Raw genomic sequence first — 19,432 nt, 5'->3', positions numbered from 1 at the left:
CCAGCCACTCTAGACTTCGGCCAGCTCCCGGTAGGTGTCGCGTACGACAAGGAGCCGGTCGAGGCGGAACCGCCCCGGCTCGGCGGCGCGCACGGCGCGTCCCCGCTCCGACCAGAACGCGTCCTCGGGCACCTCGTCCTGCCCGGGCGGGACGAATTTGATCACTTCCTCGACCGCGGCCCTCGCGATGGACAGCGCCTGCCGTCGCCCGCCCTCCGGGACGTTGCCCGCCGTCAGGTCGGCCACCCACAGCCACTCGCCGGGGTCCAGCAGCTCGGACGGCTCCGCGCCGCCGAACGTCGGGAAGCCCGTGGGCGTCACCTCCCGCTCGGGGAGTCCGAACAGGTGCTCCCGCTCGGCGCCGCACGCGGCGCACCGCCCCTCGTAACAGGTGACCAGTTCCCCGTCGACGCTCGCCAGGCCGCTGTCCCAGTCGGTGTCCGCCGAGCCGCAGGCGCAGGGGTTCAGGTCGAGATAGAGGTGCGCCTCGTCCCTGCTGCGGGCGATCGAGTAGGGCATCAGACGTTCCTCACCTGTCGCTGTCCGGTGTCCTTCGGGGCGTGGACGGTGTCGTCCTCGTCGTCGTCCTCGTCGTCGGGCGGCTCCCAGCCCGAAGGGTTGCTGAGCCTGCGCATCCGCTCCCACAGGTCGGGGACCGGCGCCTGGGGCGGCACGGTGACCCACGGCGGCGGGGGCGCCACCTGGCCCCGCGCGCCGAGGTCGCGGGCGACCGCCTCGATCTCGTGCCGCAGCCGTGCCCGCTCCTCGTCGGAGGTCGCCGCCCTCCATCGGCGCGACAGGTAGGCGTGCTCGTTGTAGCGGGCGGAGGCGCAGGCGTCGTAACCGGGGTCGACGGCGTTCAGGAAGCGGCGCACCAGCCCCTGCTCCGCCGCCGCCCGCTTCTGGAGCGTGTCGCTGATCTCGTGCAGCAGCACCCGGGCCACCACGTCGGGGGCCAGTCGCGGCGCCAGCCGGATCACGTTCGGGCCCGTGCCCGCGTCGACCTCCGTACGGCCCGGGCGTCCGCCGCCGGGGTCCTCGGGCAGCACGTTGAAGCGCAGCGTGCCGAACCGGGCGGTCTCGACGGTGACGACCGTGCCGTCCGGCGTCGCGGTCAGGGCGTGGACGCCCCGGCCGAAGTCCGCCGGGCGCAGCTCGGCGACGGCCGCGGGGATCTCGGCGTTCGACAGGTCGGGCAGGTGCGGGGCCCGGCCGTCGGCCACGAACGCGGTCTTGGGGATGGGCTCGGCCGTCACGTTGCCGGGCGGGGCGGTGACGAGGGAGGTGCCGCCCCACGTGGCGTCCGCGGCCGTCTCGGGCACCGGCCAGCCCGGGTCGGCCGGCGCGGGCCGGGCGACGCCGAGGGCGTCGAGCCGTTCGCCGATCCGGTCGGCGAACCCGTCGGACCGCCCGCCGTACAGGTCACGCAGGTCGAGGCCGTGCCGCTCGGCCAGCGCCACCAGGTCGGGCGGCACCGAGCCGAGCGCCTCGGCGAAGGGGTCGCCGGACAGTTCGCCCGCGGGCGTGGCGTTGTAGCGCTCGACGGTGCCGTCGGGCCGCGTGAGATGGAGGTGGACGTCGGCGCCGAGGTCGCGGGCGAGCAGCCTCGCCTCCTCCACGAGCGCCATGGGCCCGGTCTGGTTCGGCCCCGTCTGATTCGGGCCGGTCTGGTTCGTTTGGCCGATGTCGGCGACGATGCCCACCGGCAGCGTCCCCGTCCGTCCTCTGATCACCTCGGCCATCGCCCTGGTGAGCGTGGCGGGCGCCGCCGGGTCGTACGACGGATGCCGCACGGCCAGCGCGCGCACGGTGTCGTGGGAGAAGAAGACGCCGGGTGCGGCCGTCCGCCGCCGGTGGAAGTCCCACAGCGGCCGGGCGGCGCCGGCGTCGCGGCGTGCCAGCATCTCCTCCAGCGCGTGCTGGAACATGATCAGGTGGGCCGTGCCGGTCGCGCCGTGCGGGATGTCCACGGTCCGCAGCACGGTCTCGGCGCCGTCGCGCGCCACCTGGCGCACCTCGAACCGGAAGCCGAAGTCGACCCGGAACCGCACCTTGGCGCCGGTGCCCTTCTCGAAGACGCTGGTCTCGTCGCGGTTGCCGCCGCTGCCCGAGCTCGACTGCGCGGTCTGGTCGCCGGCCCCGAGGTCGGTGCCGACGCCCACGGCGTGCCCCGCGCTCCACGTGCGGCCGAGCGGCAGCAGCTGCCCCCGGTCGGTGGACGTGCCGGCCGTGTTCTGCTCGCGGTCCACCTGCCCCAGTTCGGTGTCCTGCAGGCCGAGGGCCACCGGGTCGGGCTCGGAGAGGTCGGCGTGTATCCGCACGTCCACCACCTGGCCCGGCCTGCCCGGCATCGGCAGCCGGATGAGCCGGTGACCGTCGGGGCCGGTCATCCGCTCCAGCCGGGTCGTGAGCCCGTTCCCGGTGAGCGCCTTGGCCAGCTCCGCGTAGTGCTCCATGGTGTCGGCCCGGCCGAGCAGGTCCCTCCGGGAGAGCCGGTCGAACACGGCCCGCAGCAGCCCGTCGGCCCTGAGCCGCTCGGTCACGAAGACCTCCGGCGGCACGACCCGCCGCACGTCGGAAGGGGCGGGCGGCCGCGCGGGGACCGTGCCCTCCTTCGCCACCATGCCGTCCGGCAGCACCCGGGCCATCGTGCCGTCCAGTGTGACGCGGCTGGTCCGGGGGACGCCGGTGGTCCTGGCGACGGCGCCGCGCAGGCGGCTCGACGACCGCTCGACCTCGATCGTGATGGTCACCGGATGCTCGACGAGCTGACCGCCGCGGAACGCCGCCGAACGCTGGATGCGGGTCCGCTGGGTGCCGGTGGAGGCCGTGCCGGTGTGCGAGCGGTCGGTGGCGACCGCGCGGCCGCCGCTGCCGACGGCCTGTCCCGCTCCGGCGTTCGCGTTGCCGCCGAACGTCTTGCCCGACGACTCGGCGGTGTCCTCCTGGCCGTACGTGTAGTCCTGGAGGATCTGGCCGAAGTTGTGGACGTTTCCGCCGTAGGTCGCCTGGTCGCCGTGGAGCACCGCGCTGATCCTGACCGTGACGTCCTCGGTGAGGTACGGACCGATCTTGAGCGAGTACGTCTTGACGAAGCCCTCCGGCCCGGTCATGTCGTCGAGCTTGCCCCACCAGCGTTTGCCGGCGAAGTCGCCGAACAGGCTGCGCAGCAGGACCGGGTCCCGCTTCAGCGCGCCGGGCGCGACCTTTCCGATCTGGTCGAGCACCTGGTCGATCAGGCGGGTCTGCTTGCCGTCCGGCCCCGTGAGCCGGGCCGTCTTGACGGTGCTCTCGCCGAGGGAGTCCCGATACAGGTCGGGGACGTCCACCCGGGTGCTGAGGTCCGGCAGCCTGTCGTGCATCCGCTTGAGCCGGTTCCCCTCGGCGGCCAGCTTCATCGGGAAGTCCTTGGCGATCCGCTCGGTGAGCATGGCACGAGGGTGCTTGTTCTCCAGGTCGGCCCGGGGGTGGCCGCCCCTTCGCGCCAGCGCCCGGTCGGCCAGGTATCTGCGGGCCAGCGGCACCGCCGTACGCGGGTCGAGCCGGAGGTTGCCGTCAAGTAGCCGCGTCACCGCGTCGGCCACCTGGTCGAGGGGCAGCTTGAGCTCGCCCCTGCCGTACAGGTCGAGGGCGTCGCGCTCGGGCAGGGAGTAGACGACCGTCCTGTCCCGCAGCGGCTCGGCGTCGGCCCGGCGGTTGCCCGCTTCGTCCCCGGAAACCGTGATGTCCGCCTTCATCGCGAACACGTAGTGCTTGCCGGTGTCGATGGCCAGCCGTTCCCTGCCCCAGATCGCCGTGTCGGAGATCGCGGACGATCTGCTCCTCGCTCCGGACGCGCTGCCCTCCTGCTTGCCGCCGTACGGGCCGGGCAGGGCTTCGTTCCCGCCGGTCGAGGCGTCCACCGACCGTCCGGCGCGCGCCTCCATGCGGGTGGAGTGGGCGCCCATCGTGAAGTTGATGTCGCCGATCACCAGGTCGGCCGCGGTCACGAACGTCGACTCGCCCGGCCGGGCCGTGACCCACGCCGACGCCCGGTGCGTACGCAGGCCGCGCGGGCGCACGGCCATGGCGGTGCTGTAGGTCGTGTCAGGCCGGGCGGGGTCGGCGGCGAGCCATTCGGGGTGGGAGATGAGGTTGCGTACGTTGAACGCCTCGGCGAGGTGGTGGAACGACACCGAGCCCGGCCGCATCGCCTTCGGCAGCACCGATCGGAGGGCGTCGAGCACGCCGCTGCCGTCCACGTGCAGCAGGGTGGCCAGGCTCAGCGCCTCCATGGACGTCGGGTGGCTCGGCGAGGGCTCGCTCCGCTGCTCCGGCAGGAGGTCGGAGGGCAGCAGCACCCGCATCCACACGTCGTCGCTCTGGGCCAGCGGCGTGATCGTCCCGTTGTCCTCGATCAGGTCCACGGTGAGCGTGTGCGGGACCTCGAAGACCGCCGCAGGAGCGGTGCCCTCGATCAGCGTGACGCCGTTGCCCGTGTCGTTGAGGGTCGTGGAGACCGCGCGCCCCTTGTTCCAGTGGGCGCCGACCCCGCCGCCGGTCGAGCCGTTCTCGCCCGGTTTCGTCTCCAGGCCGAGGCCCGGGCCGACATCCCGGGCCCCGCCGCGCGACCGGCTGACCGAGCGGCCGGAGGTCTCCGACGAGATGTCGAGGTCGGCCACCACGTCGGCGGCGCTGGTGCCCTGGAAATCCTCGGCGCCCGACTGCTCCAACCTGATGCGCACGGTGAGATGCCGGCTGGCCCGGCCGATGCCCTGGCTCACCAGGTCGAGGAGGATCCCGTCCTGCATGGCCTGGTCGTAGCCGGTCTGCAGGCGGGCCGGGGAGAACTGCTCGGCCACCTCGATCATGTTGGCGATCTGGCTCGCCCGGGTCAGCGGGTCACGGGACAGGCCGCCGTTCTCGTCCGGCAGCAGGCCGCGCGCCCGCAACGCCGCCACGACCTTCTCGCGCACCTCGTCGAAGTTCCTGACGCTCTCCGGCCGTTCGCTGCTCTGGACGAGCGCGGGCCCTGCCCCGATGCCCCGCGACCAGTCGGGCAGCCTGGGCAGGCGGCCCTTCGGCGTGCCGGGCTTCGGGTCGTCCCTGAGCCTGCCGTCCTTCCGTACAGCCGACCGGTCGACGGGAAGGCCGTAACGGTACGCCTGCGGCTCCGGCATGCGGAACAGGCCCGTGCTCCGGCCGCTTATGGGGGCGTGCGGGGCGTCGTCGGTGTTCAGCTGCACGGTCACCGTGTGCTCGAGCTCCAGCGCGTACGCCTGGGTGTGGCCCGCCCAGCGCTGCACGCTCGGCCGGATGGCGGTCCCGCCCGCGCTCATCGACCGCGACCGCGACCAGGAACGGCCGAGCCCTCCGGTGAACCGCGGCGTGGCGGTCTTGTAGTCGTCGAGGCCGACGGCGCCGAGCATGTGCTGATCGCCGACGGGAAGCTGGACTCCCGTGGTGCCCTTCACTTCGAAGGACCGCCCGGCCGAGCGCGAGCCCGACGCGCCGGAGAACCCCACACGCAGCCGTTCCAGGCGGTGCTTGGTGCTCGGCGTGCCGACCGGCCGCGCCGTGTCCATCACGACTTCGGTCTTGATCCGCACGTAGCCGACCACCCGCCCGTTCACGGTGATCGGGCGGCGCAGCCCCTCGGGATCGTTGATCGCCTCGCCGAGCCGGGCCGGCAGCTCCCTCGTCAGGATCGTGAAGATCTGGTCGCGGGTCATGCCGCCGATCTCGGGGTGGCCGGTCCGCGCCGCGGTGCGCTCGGCGAGGTCCTGCAGCCCGGTCAGCCCGGTGACCGCGTGCTCGGGGAACGGCGTGCGCTGCCGCTCTTTCGGGGGGATCCGGGTGACCTCGGCCGGCCCTCGTTGCGCGTGCGTGTGCGGCAGGTAGACCTGCAGGCTCCGCGCGTCGCCGGCGGCGCCGCTGTCCACGCGCGCCCGCTCGGTGCCGGTCGCGGTGCGCAGCTCGACTTCCGCCGCGGCGAGCCCGTCGAGCACCAGCGCCTCGCCCGCGTTGTCCTGCACCGCGCCGGCCAGCGCGAACTCCGACGCGTTGCCGCTGAACGACTCGCTCCAGCCACGGGTGAAACCGCCCTTGAACACGCCGAATTTCATCAGCATGCCGAGCCAGTGGATGTCCTGCCACGGCTTGCTCATGGTGTTCACGTCGAAATTCGGCGCCACGCGCAGCGCGCGGTTGGCGGTGGCGGAGGCCGAGCGGCCGCCCTGCGGCAACTGGCCGAGCATCGACTGGGAGTGCCGCACCGGGTGACCGAAGACCTCGACCAGGTCCGTGACCTTCAGCCGCAACCGCAGCTCGGCCCGCGTGCCGCGGCCCACCCGCAGCATCACGCCGTCCTGCGAGACCAGCCCCCTGAAGTTCGACCGCAGCACGTGCGACAGCTCGTCGGGCGAATAGCGGTGGTCGACCCCGGCGCGTACGAGCATGTCGTTGACGACCTGGGTGAGCCGTTCGAGGTGGGGCAGCCGGCCCGCGGGCGTCGCCTCCGTCAGGACGTCGGTCGACGGCAAAGCGTCCGCGAACGCCTCCTTGTACGCGGTGTGGGCGGCCTCCGCCTCCCGGGCCAGCCGGGCGACCTCCGCCGGCAGCGTGCCCGTCCGGCCCGGGGGGAGGGCGTTCAGGGCGTTCTCCAGCGTCTCGTACTTCGTGCGTGCCGCGACCGCCCGCCGCACCGCCCGCGCGTACGCCTCCTTGCTCAGGCGGGCACGCTCGGCGCTCGCCCGGTGGACGGCGCGGTCCGCCAGCGCCTTGCGGCGGCGTTCCTCGGCGCCGCTGTCCTCTTCCCGCGACGCCTTCTCGGCGGCCTCCTCGGCCTTCTTCGCGTCGGCCGTGGCCGCCCTGGTGCTGTCGATCTTCTCCTTGACCGCCTTGAGCAGTTCGTCGACGGCCTTCGCCAGCGTCTCCCGCTGGGTGCGGGCCAGCCCGAGCAGGTCCGCCACCGGATCGGGCGCCGTGGAGCTCGGCGTGGTCGTCGAGCTCGCTGTGGTCGGGCTCGGCGTGGTCGTCGAGCCCGGCGTGGTGGGGCTCGGCGTGGTCGGGCTCTGTGCGGTGGAGGTCTGCGTCGCGGGGCCGGGCGCCGGCCGGGATGCGGCGGGCGGCCGGGGCGCCGACCAGGGGGGCGCCGGGGCGACGTGCCCGAGCTTCTCGATCTCACGCCCCAGCTGCTCGATCTCGTGCGCGATGGCGGGGCGCTCCTGCGCCGGGGCCGCCTGCCACTGCCTGTCCAGGAGCACGTGCTCCCGATAACGGGCCGTCACGCAGGACGTGGCGTCCGGCTCGGCCGTACGGCTCAGGAAGGAGCGGATCACGCCCTGCCGGGGGCCGGACATCCGCTGGAAGACGTCGCTGATCTCGTGCAGCCACACCCGGGGCAGGATGTCGTTCGCCAGGCGCGGCGACAGCCGTACGACGTGGGGGTCCGCGGCCGTGCCCGACCGCACCCTGGTCCTGGCGAGACGGCCGCCGCGCACCCGTCCGATCTCGAACCGGAAGTGCTGCGCGCCGAATCGGCCCGTGTCCACGGCGACCGTCCGCTCACCGGCTCGGCTGAGCCCCGTCACGTCCGGACCCACGTCGGACGCGTGGAGCGACAGGAAGCCCTGCTCCGCCTCCCGCGCCGACAGGTCGGCCAGGTGCGGCGGCCTGCCGTCGGCGACGAACAGGCTCCGCGCGATGGGCCGGGCGTTCACCCGGCCACGCCCCCGGGTCGTACGCGGTCCCGGCCGCGTGCCGGACGGCCCCGTCCCGGGCCCCGCCGGGTTGGCCGCTCGGGGGGAACTCGTCGCCGGAGCGGTCCCGGTGGTCGAGGGCACAGTGGTCGAGGAGGGCGCGGTGCTTGAGGACGTGGTGGACGGGATCCCGGCGAGGGTCTCGGCGCGGCGGACGATGTCCGCGGCGGTGCCGGAGGAGCGTCCGACGCGAAGGGCGTGGTCGGGTCCGTGCGGCGGGACCGCCGCCGCCTCCTCCACCAGCCCGGCCCCCGCGTCGCTCAGCCGCTCGGGCCGCCAGCCGCGGGGGTTGTCCTCCAGCACCTCGCCCGCCACCTCCACGGCGGAGGCGCGGTTGTCCGGCGTCGCGCCGGCGAGCCGGGCGAGCGCGTCGAGGGCCCCCTCGACCGGGTTATCCAGGCTCTCCTCGGCGATCCTCGCCCCCAGCAGGGCGGCCGCCTCCGCGCGGAGCCGAGGCACGTCCACGCCCTCGGCGGCACGGGCCGTGAGCCGGTCGGCGACGGCCTTCATGTCCTCGCCCGACAGCTGGATCGGTCGTCCTTCAGGACCGGTCAGCCTGGCGCCCCGTCCGTCGCGCAGGAAGAGCACGTCGGGCGCGATCGTGAACAGCACATCGGAGACCGCCGTGCGAGCCGAGGCCTGCGCCGCGGTCGCGCTCCCTGAAGTGCTGCCGCCGGTCGTCCCCGACGACGCCGCCGGCGCCGAGGCGGCCGGTGACGCCGCGGCCGACGACGTGGTGCCACCAGAGGGAGAAGCAGACGACGACGCGCCTGACGACGGCGCACCCGTGGACGCGGCCGGCGTGGGCGTCGCGGTGGGGGTGGCGGGTGCGGACGCGGCGGGCGTGCTCGCGGAGCCGGCGGCAGCGGGGTTGGCCGCCGCCGTGCTGGCCGCGCCCGCCGTATTGGCCGCCGCCGTGCTGTTCACGCCCGCTGTGTTGGCCGGGTTGCCTGAGCCGGACGAACCGGGGTTGGTGCCGCTCGCGCCCGCCGCGTTCGCGTTGCCCGGGTTGCCCGCGCTCGTCGAGCCGCCGGAACCCGCCGCCCCAGGATTGGCACCGCTCGTGTTGGCGGAAGCGGTGGCACTGGCGGAGCCGGGGTTCGTCGTGCTCGGGCCGGACTGCGCGGAAGACGGGCCGGTGGCGGCCGCCTGGCCGGAGCCGGTGTGTGCGGCGGCCGTCGTCTGGCCGGACGGCGCGGCGCTCGGCGCCTGGGCGGATCCGCTCGGCGTCGCGGCGGCCGCCTGGCCGGCCCCGGATGCGGCGGCCGGGGGGCCGGAGGGCTGCCCCGCGACGGACGCGGTGCTCGTGCCGCCCGAGCCCGTGGACCCGCCGCCGCTCGCGGTCTGGCCGCCGCCGGCCGCAGTCGTGTTCGCGGGACCCGCAGCGCCGCCCGAAGGCTGTCCTGCGGTGGGATCCGGAGACATGGCCGCGAAGGCGCGGTTCAGGTCGGTGCGCAGGCTCGTGTCGTACGCCGAGGCCAGGGCCGTACGCGGGCTGACGACCGCCTGGATCGCTTCCGGGTTGAACGGGCTGATCGTGTTCGTACGCCCGGCGCCCGACAGCGCGGCCCCGAGCAGCGACTCCCCGTCGGGTAGCTCCCACCGGCCGTACACAGCCATGTTGGCGACGGCACCGCCGGCCGGGGAGGCGATCACGTTGGTCAGGGCGGTCGTCAGCGCCCGGCCGGGGAAGCGCTTGAAGGCGTTGCCGAAGCCGGGGGCCTCGGTGTTCAGCCCCCTGAGCAGGGGCATCCTGTTGACCATATTGCTGACGGGGCGCGCGGCCCGCATGCCGATGACCGCGCCGCCCCCCGCGCCCAGGGCGGTGGCGCCGGACCTCTTCCAGTCCCAGCCGTCGCGGGTGCCCGACTTCCGCTGTTCGGCCTGGGCGAGGGCGTCTCCCGCGACCTCCTCGCCGATCTCCTCGACGAGCTCCCTCCCCAGGGGGTTGGCGAGGATGCGGCCGAGCAGGCCGGCCCGGACCGAGGCCAGCACGGTCCCTCTGGCGAGCGCCTGGGCCGCGGCGGGACGGCCGGCCGCGAGGGCGAGCCGTTCGAGGATCTTCTCCGTCTCGGCCCGGGCACGGGCGGCGATCGGCCCGATGAACCGGGTGGAGGCCCCGGCGGAGTAGAAGGCGGCGACGAGCGCGATGAACGTGGCGATCAGCGCGATCCAGAACACCACGTTGACCGACAGCTTCGAATACTGCGTCTCGCGGGCGAAGTTGTCGGCCTGCGCCCCATAGGCGAAGTGGTTGTTCGCCACCCGGAGCAGGCCGGACTGCTCCGAATAGTGCTCGCCGAGCCGGTTCAGGAACGCCTGCATCGACGGGCCCTGCATCCCGCTGAGCACGGCGACGGCGGCGGCACCCACCGGATCGACGGACTGGACGACGCTCGCGGTCGCGGACCGGTGGGCCCGGGCGAGCTGCCACAGCAGGCTCTCGCTCGCGTCCGGCCACGTCTGGCCGGCCGTGAGCAGGGCGATGAGGTCGTCGGCCCAGGCGGGCAGCGACTCGCCCCAGGCGGGGGTGACGTCGACGACCGAGCCGCCGCCGTCGGCGAACTCGGGCAGCCCGTCGGCGGTCGAGGCGACCTCGCCGTTCGTCGTGGCCGGTTTGGCGCCGGAGCCCGCACCGGTCGTGGAAGCGCCCGTGGAGGAGTGCGTCATCGTCAGACCCGCTTCAGGATCTCGCGCACCTCCCTGGCCCGTTCGGCGTCCATCCCCCGGGCGTTCTCGGCGCTGCGTCGTACGGTCGGGCCGAGCTCGACCACCTTCGCGGCGAGTTCCTCGCCGTGCTTCATCAGCGTGTCGGGCCCGTCGCCCTCCATGTAGGCGGAGCGGAAGGCGGCGCCGGCCGTGTCGTGCCCCCACGGCTCGGCGGCGTTGAGCCGCCGGATCTCCCCGAGGCTGGCGGCGTAGCCGCTCTCCACGCCGGTCGACGCGGCGTGCCACTGCGACAGGCCCTTCGCGAGCTGCTGCGGGCGGATGTCGACGTAGTTCACCTCGAACAGCTCACTCATTGGCTCTCCCGCGTCCGCTTCGGCAACTGCCTCGACATCTGTTCGAGCACGGTGTCGAGGTCACCTTCGATGTGCGCCCTCATCTGCTCGGCGGGAATGAGCGGCGCGAAGATCTCGACGACCCGGTCCTGTGCCTTGGCCGCGGCGGCGTGGATGGTCTGCGTGATGGCGTCCGCCAGGCCGCGCGCGTCCTGCCGCCGGTAGATGCGCGGGTCGAGGTCGAGCCTGATCAGATCGCCGTTCGCGCCGACGGTGGCCGCCACGAGCCCGTCCCGCGACTTCTGCGTCACCTGCACGGCACGCGCCTTCTCGTGCAGCGCGGGCGCCTCCTCCTGCAGGCGCATGAACGTGGCCCGCAGTTCCTCGGCGTACGCCCGCATGCCGGCGGCGTCCGGCATCTGTCCCCCGGCCGTGTTCATCACCCCGATCGAACGCGTTCACCTCGACGATGATCTATGTCCAATATCCGGGATTATCACACCTTGGTTTGACATTCGGCTAGTGACCGTTCCCTGGGTTCGCCGACGCGGCCGGGGCGCCGGGCGGGTACGCCCCGCCGGTGGCGTAGCGCGCGGGTGTGATGCCGACGTGCCGGGTGAAATGCCGGTTCAGGTGCGCCTGGTCGTGGAATCCCACGCTCGTCGCCACGTCGGCCGGGCGTCGACCGCTCAGCAGGAGCCTGCGCGCCAGTTCTACGCGCTTGCCCGTGAGGTAGGTGTGCGGCGGCAGGCCGTACGTCTGCGTGAAGCAGCGGATCAAGTGCGTGGGGTGGGCGTGGAGGACGGCGGCGGCCTCCCGCAGCGTCAGACCCGCACGGACACGGGAGTCCAGCAGTTCGCGCAGTTCGACGGCCAGCCGGTGCGCCTCGCGACCGGGTGCCCGGCGCCGGAACGCCTCAAGGTGGAAGCGCAGTCTCTCCGCCACGAAGAACAGGCGTGATTCGGCCTCGAGCACCTCTCCCGGACGGCCCACAGCGGTATGCAGCCGGTGGATCCGGTGACGCAGCAGTGGGTCGGCGAGGATGGGGGCGTCCACCGCTTTACCGATGAGGCGTTCCGGCAGCACGGTGGTGTCCAGGTAGAGCACGCGCTTGCGGAAGCCGGCGGCGGTGACGGTCCTGCCGTCATGCCGGACACCGGGCGGCAGGAGCAGAACGGCGGAGAGGTCGGCGGCGGCGTGCCGGCGACGGTCCAGCCCGAAGTCGACCGCGCCGTCGTCGAGGATCATCAGGTCCCACGTGTCGTGGGTGTGGGCCGGGTAGGCGTGATCGGTGAAGTGCGCGTGGAAGACCTCGGCGATGCCCCGCACCGGTGGCCGCCAGGCGCTGATCGTCGGCGGATGGTGAGCGATCACGCTAGAAACGTACAAGACGGGCGGCAGCGGAGCAGGCCACGCTCAGCACATCCGCCATCGCCCCATCCGGGCGGTGCGCATCCGAGCGAGAGGTGCCCCACGATGTCCGTTTCCCTCACCCCCGTCAACATCGCCGACAAGCTCTCCCTGATCGACGCGTTGTGGACGCAGAAGAAGATCGCCGGGCTCAACGACTACGAGATCAAGCTCGCCAGGCTGAAGGGAGAGTTCGTCTGGCACACCCACCCGGAGACCGACGAGCTGTTCGTGGTCGTCAGTGGCCGGCTCACCATCCAGCTCAGGGAAGGGGACGTCGTCCTCGAACCCGGCGAACTCTACGTGGTGCCCCGCGGTGTGGAGCACTGCCCGGTGGCCGAGGAGGAGACGGCCGTCATGCTGGTGGAGCCGGTCGGCACGCTCAACACCGGTGACGCGGGAGGCCCGATGACCAAAGCCGCCGAATCCCTCGAGTAGACGGCGGTGAATCACGCACCGGAGAACCTGTTCGCGAGGTCCCGGGCCCACTGCGCGGCCTTGGCCGCCTGCTCACCGGAGACGGGCGCGCCGGGCATCCGGCTCAGGCGCTCCACCTGCTCGGCGTAGCGCAGGTGCTCCCGGCAGGCGTGTTCCCGGCAGGCGAGGCAGGTGACGCTTTCCGGGCGGGTCGAGGTCATCGCATAGGGCACCCGGAGCCCGCAACCGGCGGTGACGACGTTCGGCGCGTCGGGCGCGCGCCCCAACGACGACGCGATCAGGTTGCGGTAGGCGGCGCCGGCCTGCATCACCTGCCGCTCGACGTGGATGTGCGGATCGGTCTCGCTCATCTGTGTCCGTCCCTCCGATCCGAGTCGTCCCGATCAGGCTAATGCGATGCGGTGAGCCCCAGGTCGAGGGGCTCGGCGTGCTCGCGCAGCTCGCTCACCTCGGCGCGGGCCACCCAGCGCCGGTGGACGCCCCGCTCGATCCGCTCCATGCCCAGTGCCCGCGCGACCGGCACCCGCCCGCCGGTGTATTCGAGCAGCAGCTCGCCCGCGCGCTCGTCGCGGACGAGGCAGGGGGCGCCGCGCCATTCGCACACCCGCGTCACGTGGAAGACGGCCTCGCACTCCTCGGCGGGCACCGGCCGCACGAAGCGGCCCGGGGCCCGCTCCTCGAACCCGTCGCCCGGGCCTTCGCCGAGCAGCCGGATCAGCAGCCCGTCGTGTCCCGCATCCGGGTTGGCCGCGAATTCGGCTCCCCGCCAGCGCGCCCGATAGGAGCTCGCCGGGGCCTGCGCGGGGTGCTCGCCAGGCAGCCAGCGGCCGAGGTCGCCGTCGTAGACAGCGCGTACGACCTCGGTCCCGGCCGTGGTCAGCTCGACGATCTCCGCGCCGTGCGGCAGCCGTACGGCGTCCACCTTGTACTCGCGGACCAGGGCGTCCACGTTCGGCGCGAGGCCCATGCCGACGAACGGCGGCTCCTCGATGACCCAGCCGGCGACCGCCGCCATGCCCGCCTCGTCGGTCCCGCCGTACGGCGTGCGGTAGAGGTTCAGCCCGACCGTGCGCCACCGCAGCAGGAACAGCGAGCCCTCGCCGCTGATCAGACCGTCGTCGGCGCCGCGGCCGAGGGCGTCGGCGAGCACGGCCGGCGTCGCCACGTGCGCGACGTCGAGGGCGTGATGGCAGTAGCCGGAGACGCGCGACTCCCCTTCGCCGAGGTGGTCGCGCAGGTCGTCCGGCATGAGCGGCTTCTGCACGACCGGCAGCGCGGGCTCGGGCTCCGCCCTGCGGTCCTGCGCGAGGGTGGGGACCGCGAGCCTCGCGACGGTCCCCGGTTCGAGCAGGAAGCGCACCGGCAGGCCGGGGTTGACGGCCAGGCCCCACCGGGGATCGGGCCAGCCGGCGGCCAGCTCGACCAGCGAGGTGATCCTGATCGCCGACAGTCCCGTGGCCGCCCGCATCGCCTCGGCCGAGGTGTAGGCGGGCAGCCACACCCGGTCGGGCCCGGTGATCGTCGGCCAGGCGGCGCCTCCCTCCGGGGGCGCGGGCAGCGCCAGCTCGGTGTCCCTGAGCATGCTCAGGCAGACCGCGAGGTCTCCCGCGTCGTACGCCGCGCCGAGCCGCCGCTCGAACGCGCTGGCCGCCCACTCCATCAGATGGTGATGGGAGGCATGAAGGACGGCGTCTTGGGCAGGTCGTCCGGGTCCGGGAGGGGATCGGTGAGACCGCCGCTGTACGGGTTGAAGGCCACCTTGGCCTTGGTGAAGTCGGGCGCCTGGATCGCGATCGCCTGCATGCCGGGGAACTTCTGCTGGGCGCCGCCCGTGAGGTAGGCGACCCCCGCGAAGATGGCGGCGACCTTCCAGCTCACCTTCCCCAGGACCGTGAACACTCTCTGCGCGACCCTCGACAGGGAGGCCATCGCCCCCGTCACGACGGGCTGGATCGCGGCCAGCGATATCGGGTTGGCCTTGGCGGCGGCGCTGGCACTCGCCAGCGTCATCGCCGCCCCGCCGATCGACAGCGAGATGAGACTGGCCACCGTGTAGATCTGAGCCGCGGAGTCGAGGCTGTCGCCGACGCCTTTCATCCCCTTGTCCAGCCCGTCGAGCTGAGTGTCCAGCTCGGCGAACTTCTGCTTCACCGTGGTCAGCATCTGCCCCTTCAGATGCTCGTTCGACTCGAGCGCGACGAGCTGCCCGTTCAGATCCTTGCGCAGCTGCCCGATGTCGGGGGACGCCTTGGCGTCGTCGCCTCCCTCGTTGCGCCACTCGCGCGCGCCCCGCGACATGGAGTCGGGATCGGCGATCATCGTGGCCAGCAGCCCCGCCAGCGTCAGCGCGCTCGGCTCAAGTGTCGCGGCCATACCCGCCAGGCCGGCGCCGGTGATGAAGTTGCTGCGCGCATTCCAGATGTCCGACATGGCCTAGACGTCCTCCTGCATCCCGAGGACGGGAGGTGCCACGTCCTCGTCGCCGAACCAGGTGCTCTCGTCCTCCGGCACCGCCGGGCCCCGCGTGCGTTCCTTGTCGTCATTGCTCCCCGCGCCCGCGCCCGCCATCGGGGCGTACGGCATGGCGGGCATCCCGCCGGCCCCGGCCCCGGCACGACCGCCGGCGATACCCGGGCCCCCGCCCGAGCCGTACGCACCGGAGCCGTAGCCGCCCGAGCCGTACCCGCCGGCCCCGGGCCGGGTCGTCGTGGAGTGGTCGCCCGGCCCGTAGCCGGCCGTGCCGAGGTCGGGGACCGTCGGCACCGTCGGCATCGACGACGGGTTCGGATTGTACGCCGAGAGGGCGGTGTCGCCCGGGTTGTTCAGCTTGGGCGTCTCCAGCGGGTTCACACCGTTCTGGCCGAGCCCGTCGAGGCCCGTACGGCCGAGGCCGTCCTGACCGAGACCGCCGCCGTTCGGGTCGAGGCCGTTGCCGTTCGGGTCACCGGCGCCGGGCAGGCCGCCGTCGCTCCCGCCGGGGCCGGGCAGCGTGCTCCCATCCGGCAGGTCCGGGTGCTTCAGGCTGTCGTCGAGGTCGGTGCCCAGCTTGTCCTTCGGGAGCTTCCAGTCGTTCCCGAGGTCGGAACCGGCGCCGACCTTCGGCACCCCGCCGCCGAGTCCCAGCTTCTTGGGGTCGATCCCGGGGCCCTTCGGTCCGCCCGGCACGTCGACCTTCCCGTGGCCGCCGGAGCTCTGCTTCTCGGCTTCCTTGGCGTTCTTGACCGCCTGGTCGATGGCCGTCTTCCAGGACTCCAGGACCTCCTTGCCCTTCGCCACGGCGTCGGCCGTCGTGTTCCGCACCTGGCTGTGCACGCCGTTCAGGCTGCCGCCGATCACGCCGAAGGTCAGCGGCGGAAGGTGGATCTTCTTGATCCGGCCGCTCGTGTCAGCGAGGACCTGCCCCCGGCCGGCCACGCCGTCGCCGAACTTCGCGACCTCGCCGTAGTCCATCTTGAACTCGGGGTCCGTCAGACGGGGGTCCACCGCGCCGCCCGTTCCCGTTGCGAGGCCGGCGAAAGGATTCGTCGCGCCCCCGCTCGTATCGGTCACAACACCCTCCGGTCGATTCCCGGCAGATTGCGTTTTCAACTACTTACGGCCGAGCCACCACAAAGCTCGCAAATCGTACAAATCTCCTAACCGGCCGCCTGACAAAAGCGCAAGAGACGTGACAAAATCTTAATCTCGGACTGCCCCGGCAAGGTGCCTACTGATCCATTACTGTGACTTTTGGGTCATCACCCGACCCTCCTGGTCGGGGGAATTCGACAGGATCAGTGGAGGTGACCATGTCGCACTCTGGCGCAAGCCAGGCCCAAGTGAGCCGGCACGACCTGGATGAGGCGATCACCTGGATCGGCGACGCGGCCGAGAACATCCGCGGCATCCAGCGTTACCTGGACAGTGCCGGCGAGAACCTCAAGGTCCACTGGCAGGGTGAGTCGCACCACGCGTTCGACAAGGTGCACCTGCTGTGGCACGAGCGCATGGACGTCATCCTGGGCAGCCTGCAGACCCTCGCGGAGAGCATCAGGGCGAACAACAAGAACTACGCCGAGTTCAACGCGCACGCGACCGCCGAGATCAACAAGATCGAGGCGCTCATCAACCAGGCCCCGCCCGCCACGTACAGCCGCTGAGCCCGAGACGACCACCAGGAACGGACGGAGAGCGCGACGGTGGACTTCGACATCACAAAGGTCAACTTCAGTGGTCTCGACACGGGCGAGACCGAGTTCCAGAACGCCTTCAACAGGCTGGTCACGGAGCTGGAGAACCTGGAGAACAAGCTCAACACCAAGACCGCGATCTGGCAGGGCAGCGCCAAGGACGCCTACGACCAGACCAGGCGGATCTGGCAGCAGGAGGCCAAGGGCCTGGCGGACATCGTGTCCCTGCTGGCCAAGAACATCAACATCACGAACATGAACATGCAGGACGTGGAGCGCATCAACGCCGCCATGTTCGACGGGAAGTAGGGCGAACGTCCGACGGTACGGCCGGCGGCACCGGCGATTCCTCGTCGGCGCCGTCCCCGGCCGTGAACGGGAGGGTGACGCATGTCCGGAGGCGTGGAGGTCAGCCGCACGGCCCTCAGGAACGCGCGCAAGGACTTCGAGGAGGCGCTCGAGCTGCTGGCGCCCGGTGCGTCCAAACGCGAGGTGACTCCGGTCGCCTTCACCGAGGGCGGCGCGGTGAAGAAGCTGATCTCGCAGCGTGACGCGATCGGCGGGTTCTGGCCCGCGGCCATCGGTTTCCACACCAGCCTGACCAGCGCGGAGGGCGCGGTCACCGCGGTCTACGCGGAGATCGCCGCGACTCTGGGCATCGCCGCCGAGCGTCTGGAGCTGGCGATCAGGAACCTCGACGCCGGCGAGCAGGCGGGCGTGCAGCAGGCCGGCACGGCGGAGGTCTAGCCGTTTACGGGGAGCGGTTAAGGAGGCGTCTTGGCCGAGAGGAAGATGCCGATCAGGGCGGCGTTCGACGCGTCCGATCCGGGCGTCGTCATGTTGGACACCCTGCGCGACGCGCTCGGGAAGACCGACCCCGAGCTGATCAGAGCGGCCTCGGGTGAGTTCAAGGGTGTGCACGACAAGCTGAAGTCCGTGGTCGACACCCTCGACAAGCATCTGGACGCGCTCGACAAGCACTGGACCACGGGCGACGACGCCAAGCAGGTGAAGGAGCAGCTCCGCCGGCTGCGGACCTCCACGGTCGCGGCGATGAACGCGATCGTGGAGACCTCCCTCCCCGGCGGCCGCGCCGGACCGCCCTCCACACCGCGCGGCGTGGTTCCCGCGCTGGACGTGTACGCCAGCTCGCTCAACCAGTTCCGGGGCGAGAACGTCCCGAAGCCCACCAAGAGCGACATCGACTGGTACGACGCGGCCCTGGAGGCCGGGGCGGTCGGCGCCGCGGGCGGCGCGATCGCCGGCTCCCCCTTCGCGGGTGTCGGAGCCATCCCCGGAGCCGTCATCGGCGGCGTGGGCGGGTTCATCGTCGGCGGCATCGGCGGCGCCATCGGCTCGATCTTCGGCGACGGCCCCTTCCTCAACCTCTTCGGGGAGTCGAAGGAGGAAAAGGACATGAAGGCGGCCGAGGAGCACCTCAAGAAGCTCACCCAGGCGACGCAGGCCGCCAACGACATGTTCCCCGCCTCGCTCGAGACCGACGTCCCGAAGTTCGACATGACGCCGCCCACGTTCGACCCGGTCACCGGCCCCGGGGGGCGCCTCCCGAACGGGAACGTCCCCACCGGCGTGACCGGCCCGGGGAACCTCGGGTCGCTCGGCGACCTCGGGACCGGCACTTCGGGCAACGGGCTCGGCGACGGTGGGTTCCCCGGCTGGAACGGCGGCTACCCGCCGTACGGGCTGGGCGACGGATCGAACGGGAACGGGCTCGACGGCGGCGGGCCGAACGGGACGGGCCCGAACGGTCTCGACGGCTCGGGACTCAACGCGAACGGGCTGAACGGCACCGGGCTGAACGGGAACGGCCTGAACGGCGCGGGCCTCGACGGCAGCGGCAACGGCAACGGGTCGAACGGCACGGGTCAGGGCACGAGCCTGGCCGCCCACACGCCGCGGCTCGACGCACCCGGCGGCTTCGGCGGCGGGCCGGGCACGGGCAACGGCACCGGCTTCGGCCCCAACGGGTACGGCGGGTACGGAGCGGGAGCGGGCGGCGGCGCCGGGGCCGGGGCCGGCGGCGTCACCGGCGTGAACGCGGCGGGTCTGCGGCCCTCCGCCGGAGGTTCGATGCTGCCGGTCGCGCCGCACGGCGCGGGCAGGGGTGAGGAACGCGAGGAACGCGAGCGGACCACCTGGTTGCTGGAGGACGAGGACTTCTTCATGAGCGACCAGCCGACCACCTCCCCCCGCATCGACAGGACATGATCGAGGAAGGTGTGACGTGACCCGTGACGCGGGCGGCGGTTCGCCGCCACCGAAGTTGCGGCTGCCCGAGGGCTGGCCGGGTCTCGACGGGAGCCCGGACGGCGCCGCGGGCGGGCCGTACATCGAGCACACCCGGGTCCTGCAGGTCCTCAAGGGGCTGCGGGAGGAGCTCGGAAGCCTGCGCGGTCGCGCTCCGGCGAGCATGAGCGCCACCTGGAGCGGCCCGGGCACCGCGGGTGAGGTCCAGGGCCTGACCAACGTCGGCCCGGCCGAGGCCGGGCCGTGGGACACCGCCAGATACTTCGGGCTCAACGCCGAACAGGCCCACGAGGTGATCAGCGGCAAGTACCAACTGCTGATCGACCGGGTCGAGGCGCTGGTCACCGCCGTCGAGCAGGCGGTCGCCAACTACGAAAAGGGCCACAAGAGCAGCAGCGCGTGAGCC

General features: G+C 72.6%; 15 protein-coding genes. 6 read left to right on the top strand and 9 right to left on the bottom strand.

The features are described from left to right. Nucleotides 1-9: 9 nt before the first annotated feature. The 5 genes from ABZ860_RS08385 to ABZ860_RS08365 form a co-directional block, all read right to left on the bottom strand. Complete coding sequence (locus tag ABZ860_RS08385; protein WP_357216856.1) at nucleotides 10-519, bottom strand: hypothetical protein; 510 nt, start codon at nucleotides 517-519, stop codon at nucleotides 10-12. Further along, nucleotides 519-10,409: a hypothetical protein gene (locus ABZ860_RS08380; protein ID WP_357216853.1), complete on the bottom strand. Its 9,891-nt coding sequence runs from the start codon at nucleotides 10,407-10,409 to the stop codon at nucleotides 519-521. Before ABZ860_RS08380 ends, ABZ860_RS08385 begins: the two co-directional genes overlap by 1 nt. Before the next feature lie 2 nt (nucleotides 10,410-10,411). Then, nucleotides 10,412-10,762, bottom strand: a complete 351-nt coding sequence (locus ABZ860_RS08375) for a hypothetical protein (protein ID WP_357216850.1) — start codon at nucleotides 10,760-10,762, stop codon at nucleotides 10,412-10,414. Next, nucleotides 10,759-11,181, bottom strand: a complete 423-nt coding sequence (locus tag ABZ860_RS08370; protein ID WP_357216848.1) for a YbaB/EbfC family nucleoid-associated protein — start codon at nucleotides 11,179-11,181, stop codon at nucleotides 10,759-10,761. Before ABZ860_RS08370 ends, ABZ860_RS08375 begins: the two co-directional genes overlap by 4 nt. A gap of 79 nt (nucleotides 11,182-11,260) precedes the next feature. Further along, nucleotides 11,261-12,115: an AraC family transcriptional regulator gene (locus tag ABZ860_RS08365; RefSeq protein ID WP_357216845.1), complete on the bottom strand. Its 855-nt coding sequence runs from the start codon at nucleotides 12,113-12,115 to the stop codon at nucleotides 11,261-11,263. 102 nt (nucleotides 12,116-12,217) lie between these two features. Here ABZ860_RS08365 and ABZ860_RS08360 point away from each other — a divergent pair, with 102 nt between their 5' ends. Further along, nucleotides 12,218-12,589 carry a cupin domain-containing protein gene (locus ABZ860_RS08360; protein ID WP_357216842.1) on the top strand — a complete coding sequence of 124 codons (372 nt, stop codon included), beginning with the start codon at nucleotides 12,218-12,220 and terminating at the stop codon, nucleotides 12,587-12,589. Nucleotides 12,590-12,600: 11 nt separating this feature from the next. Here the strand turns inward: ABZ860_RS08360 and ABZ860_RS08355 are convergent, their stop codons facing one another. Genes ABZ860_RS08355 through ABZ860_RS08340 form a run of 4 tightly spaced genes read right to left on the bottom strand, consistent with a single transcriptional unit; the run spans nucleotide 12,601 to nucleotide 16,072 of the window. Continuing rightward, a complete protein-coding gene (locus ABZ860_RS08355) occupies nucleotides 12,601-12,939 on the bottom strand; it encodes a hypothetical protein (protein ID WP_357216839.1) in 339 nt (112 codons plus the stop codon). 38 nt (nucleotides 12,940-12,977) lie between these two features. Continuing rightward, nucleotides 12,978-14,249 carry an SseB family protein gene (locus ABZ860_RS08350; protein WP_357216837.1) on the bottom strand — a complete coding sequence of 424 codons (1,272 nt, stop codon included), beginning with the start codon at nucleotides 14,247-14,249 and terminating at the stop codon, nucleotides 12,978-12,980. Beyond that, nucleotides 14,249-15,019: a hypothetical protein gene (locus tag ABZ860_RS08345; protein WP_357216834.1), complete on the bottom strand. Its 771-nt coding sequence runs from the start codon at nucleotides 15,017-15,019 to the stop codon at nucleotides 14,249-14,251. Before ABZ860_RS08345 ends, ABZ860_RS08350 begins: the two co-directional genes overlap by 1 nt. Nucleotides 15,020-15,022: 3 nt before the next feature. Beyond that, the gene (locus ABZ860_RS08340; protein WP_357216832.1) at nucleotides 15,023-16,072 is read right to left on the bottom strand and encodes a hypothetical protein; all 1,050 of its coding nucleotides are present in this window, start codon (nucleotides 16,070-16,072) and stop codon (nucleotides 15,023-15,025) included. 335 nt (nucleotides 16,073-16,407) lie between these two features. Between ABZ860_RS08340 and ABZ860_RS08335 the strand changes: the two genes are divergently transcribed. The 5 genes from ABZ860_RS08335 (at nucleotide 16,408) to ABZ860_RS08315 (ending at nucleotide 19,429) form a co-directional block, all read left to right on the top strand. Then, nucleotides 16,408-16,728 carry a WXG100 family type VII secretion target gene (locus tag ABZ860_RS08335; protein WP_357216829.1) on the top strand — a complete coding sequence of 107 codons (321 nt, stop codon included), beginning with the start codon at nucleotides 16,408-16,410 and terminating at the stop codon, nucleotides 16,726-16,728. 39 nt (nucleotides 16,729-16,767) lie between these two features. Next, entirely contained in the window at nucleotides 16,768-17,067 is a 300-nt protein-coding gene (locus tag ABZ860_RS08330; protein WP_079320191.1) for a WXG100 family type VII secretion target, read from the top strand. 81 nt (nucleotides 17,068-17,148) lie between these two features. After that, nucleotides 17,149-17,505 (top strand): hypothetical protein, encoded by a 357-nt coding sequence (locus ABZ860_RS08325; protein WP_357216826.1) that lies wholly within the window; start codon nucleotides 17,149-17,151, stop codon nucleotides 17,503-17,505. Nucleotides 17,506-17,535: 30 nt separating this feature from the next. Continuing rightward, nucleotides 17,536-18,987: a hypothetical protein gene (locus ABZ860_RS08320; protein ID WP_357216823.1), complete on the top strand. Its 1,452-nt coding sequence runs from the start codon at nucleotides 17,536-17,538 to the stop codon at nucleotides 18,985-18,987. 16 nt (nucleotides 18,988-19,003) lie between these two features. Further along, nucleotides 19,004-19,429, top strand: a complete 426-nt coding sequence (locus ABZ860_RS08315) for a hypothetical protein (protein WP_357216820.1) — start codon at nucleotides 19,004-19,006, stop codon at nucleotides 19,427-19,429. Nucleotides 19,430-19,432: the final 3 nt, after the last annotated feature.

This window comes from Microbispora sp. NPDC046973, from assembly GCF_040644495.1.
Classification (GTDB): Bacteria; Actinomycetota; Actinomycetes; order Streptosporangiales; family Streptosporangiaceae; genus Microbispora.
Note: the sequence above shows the minus strand (reverse complement) of the source record. Positions and strands in the feature narration are given on the sequence as shown.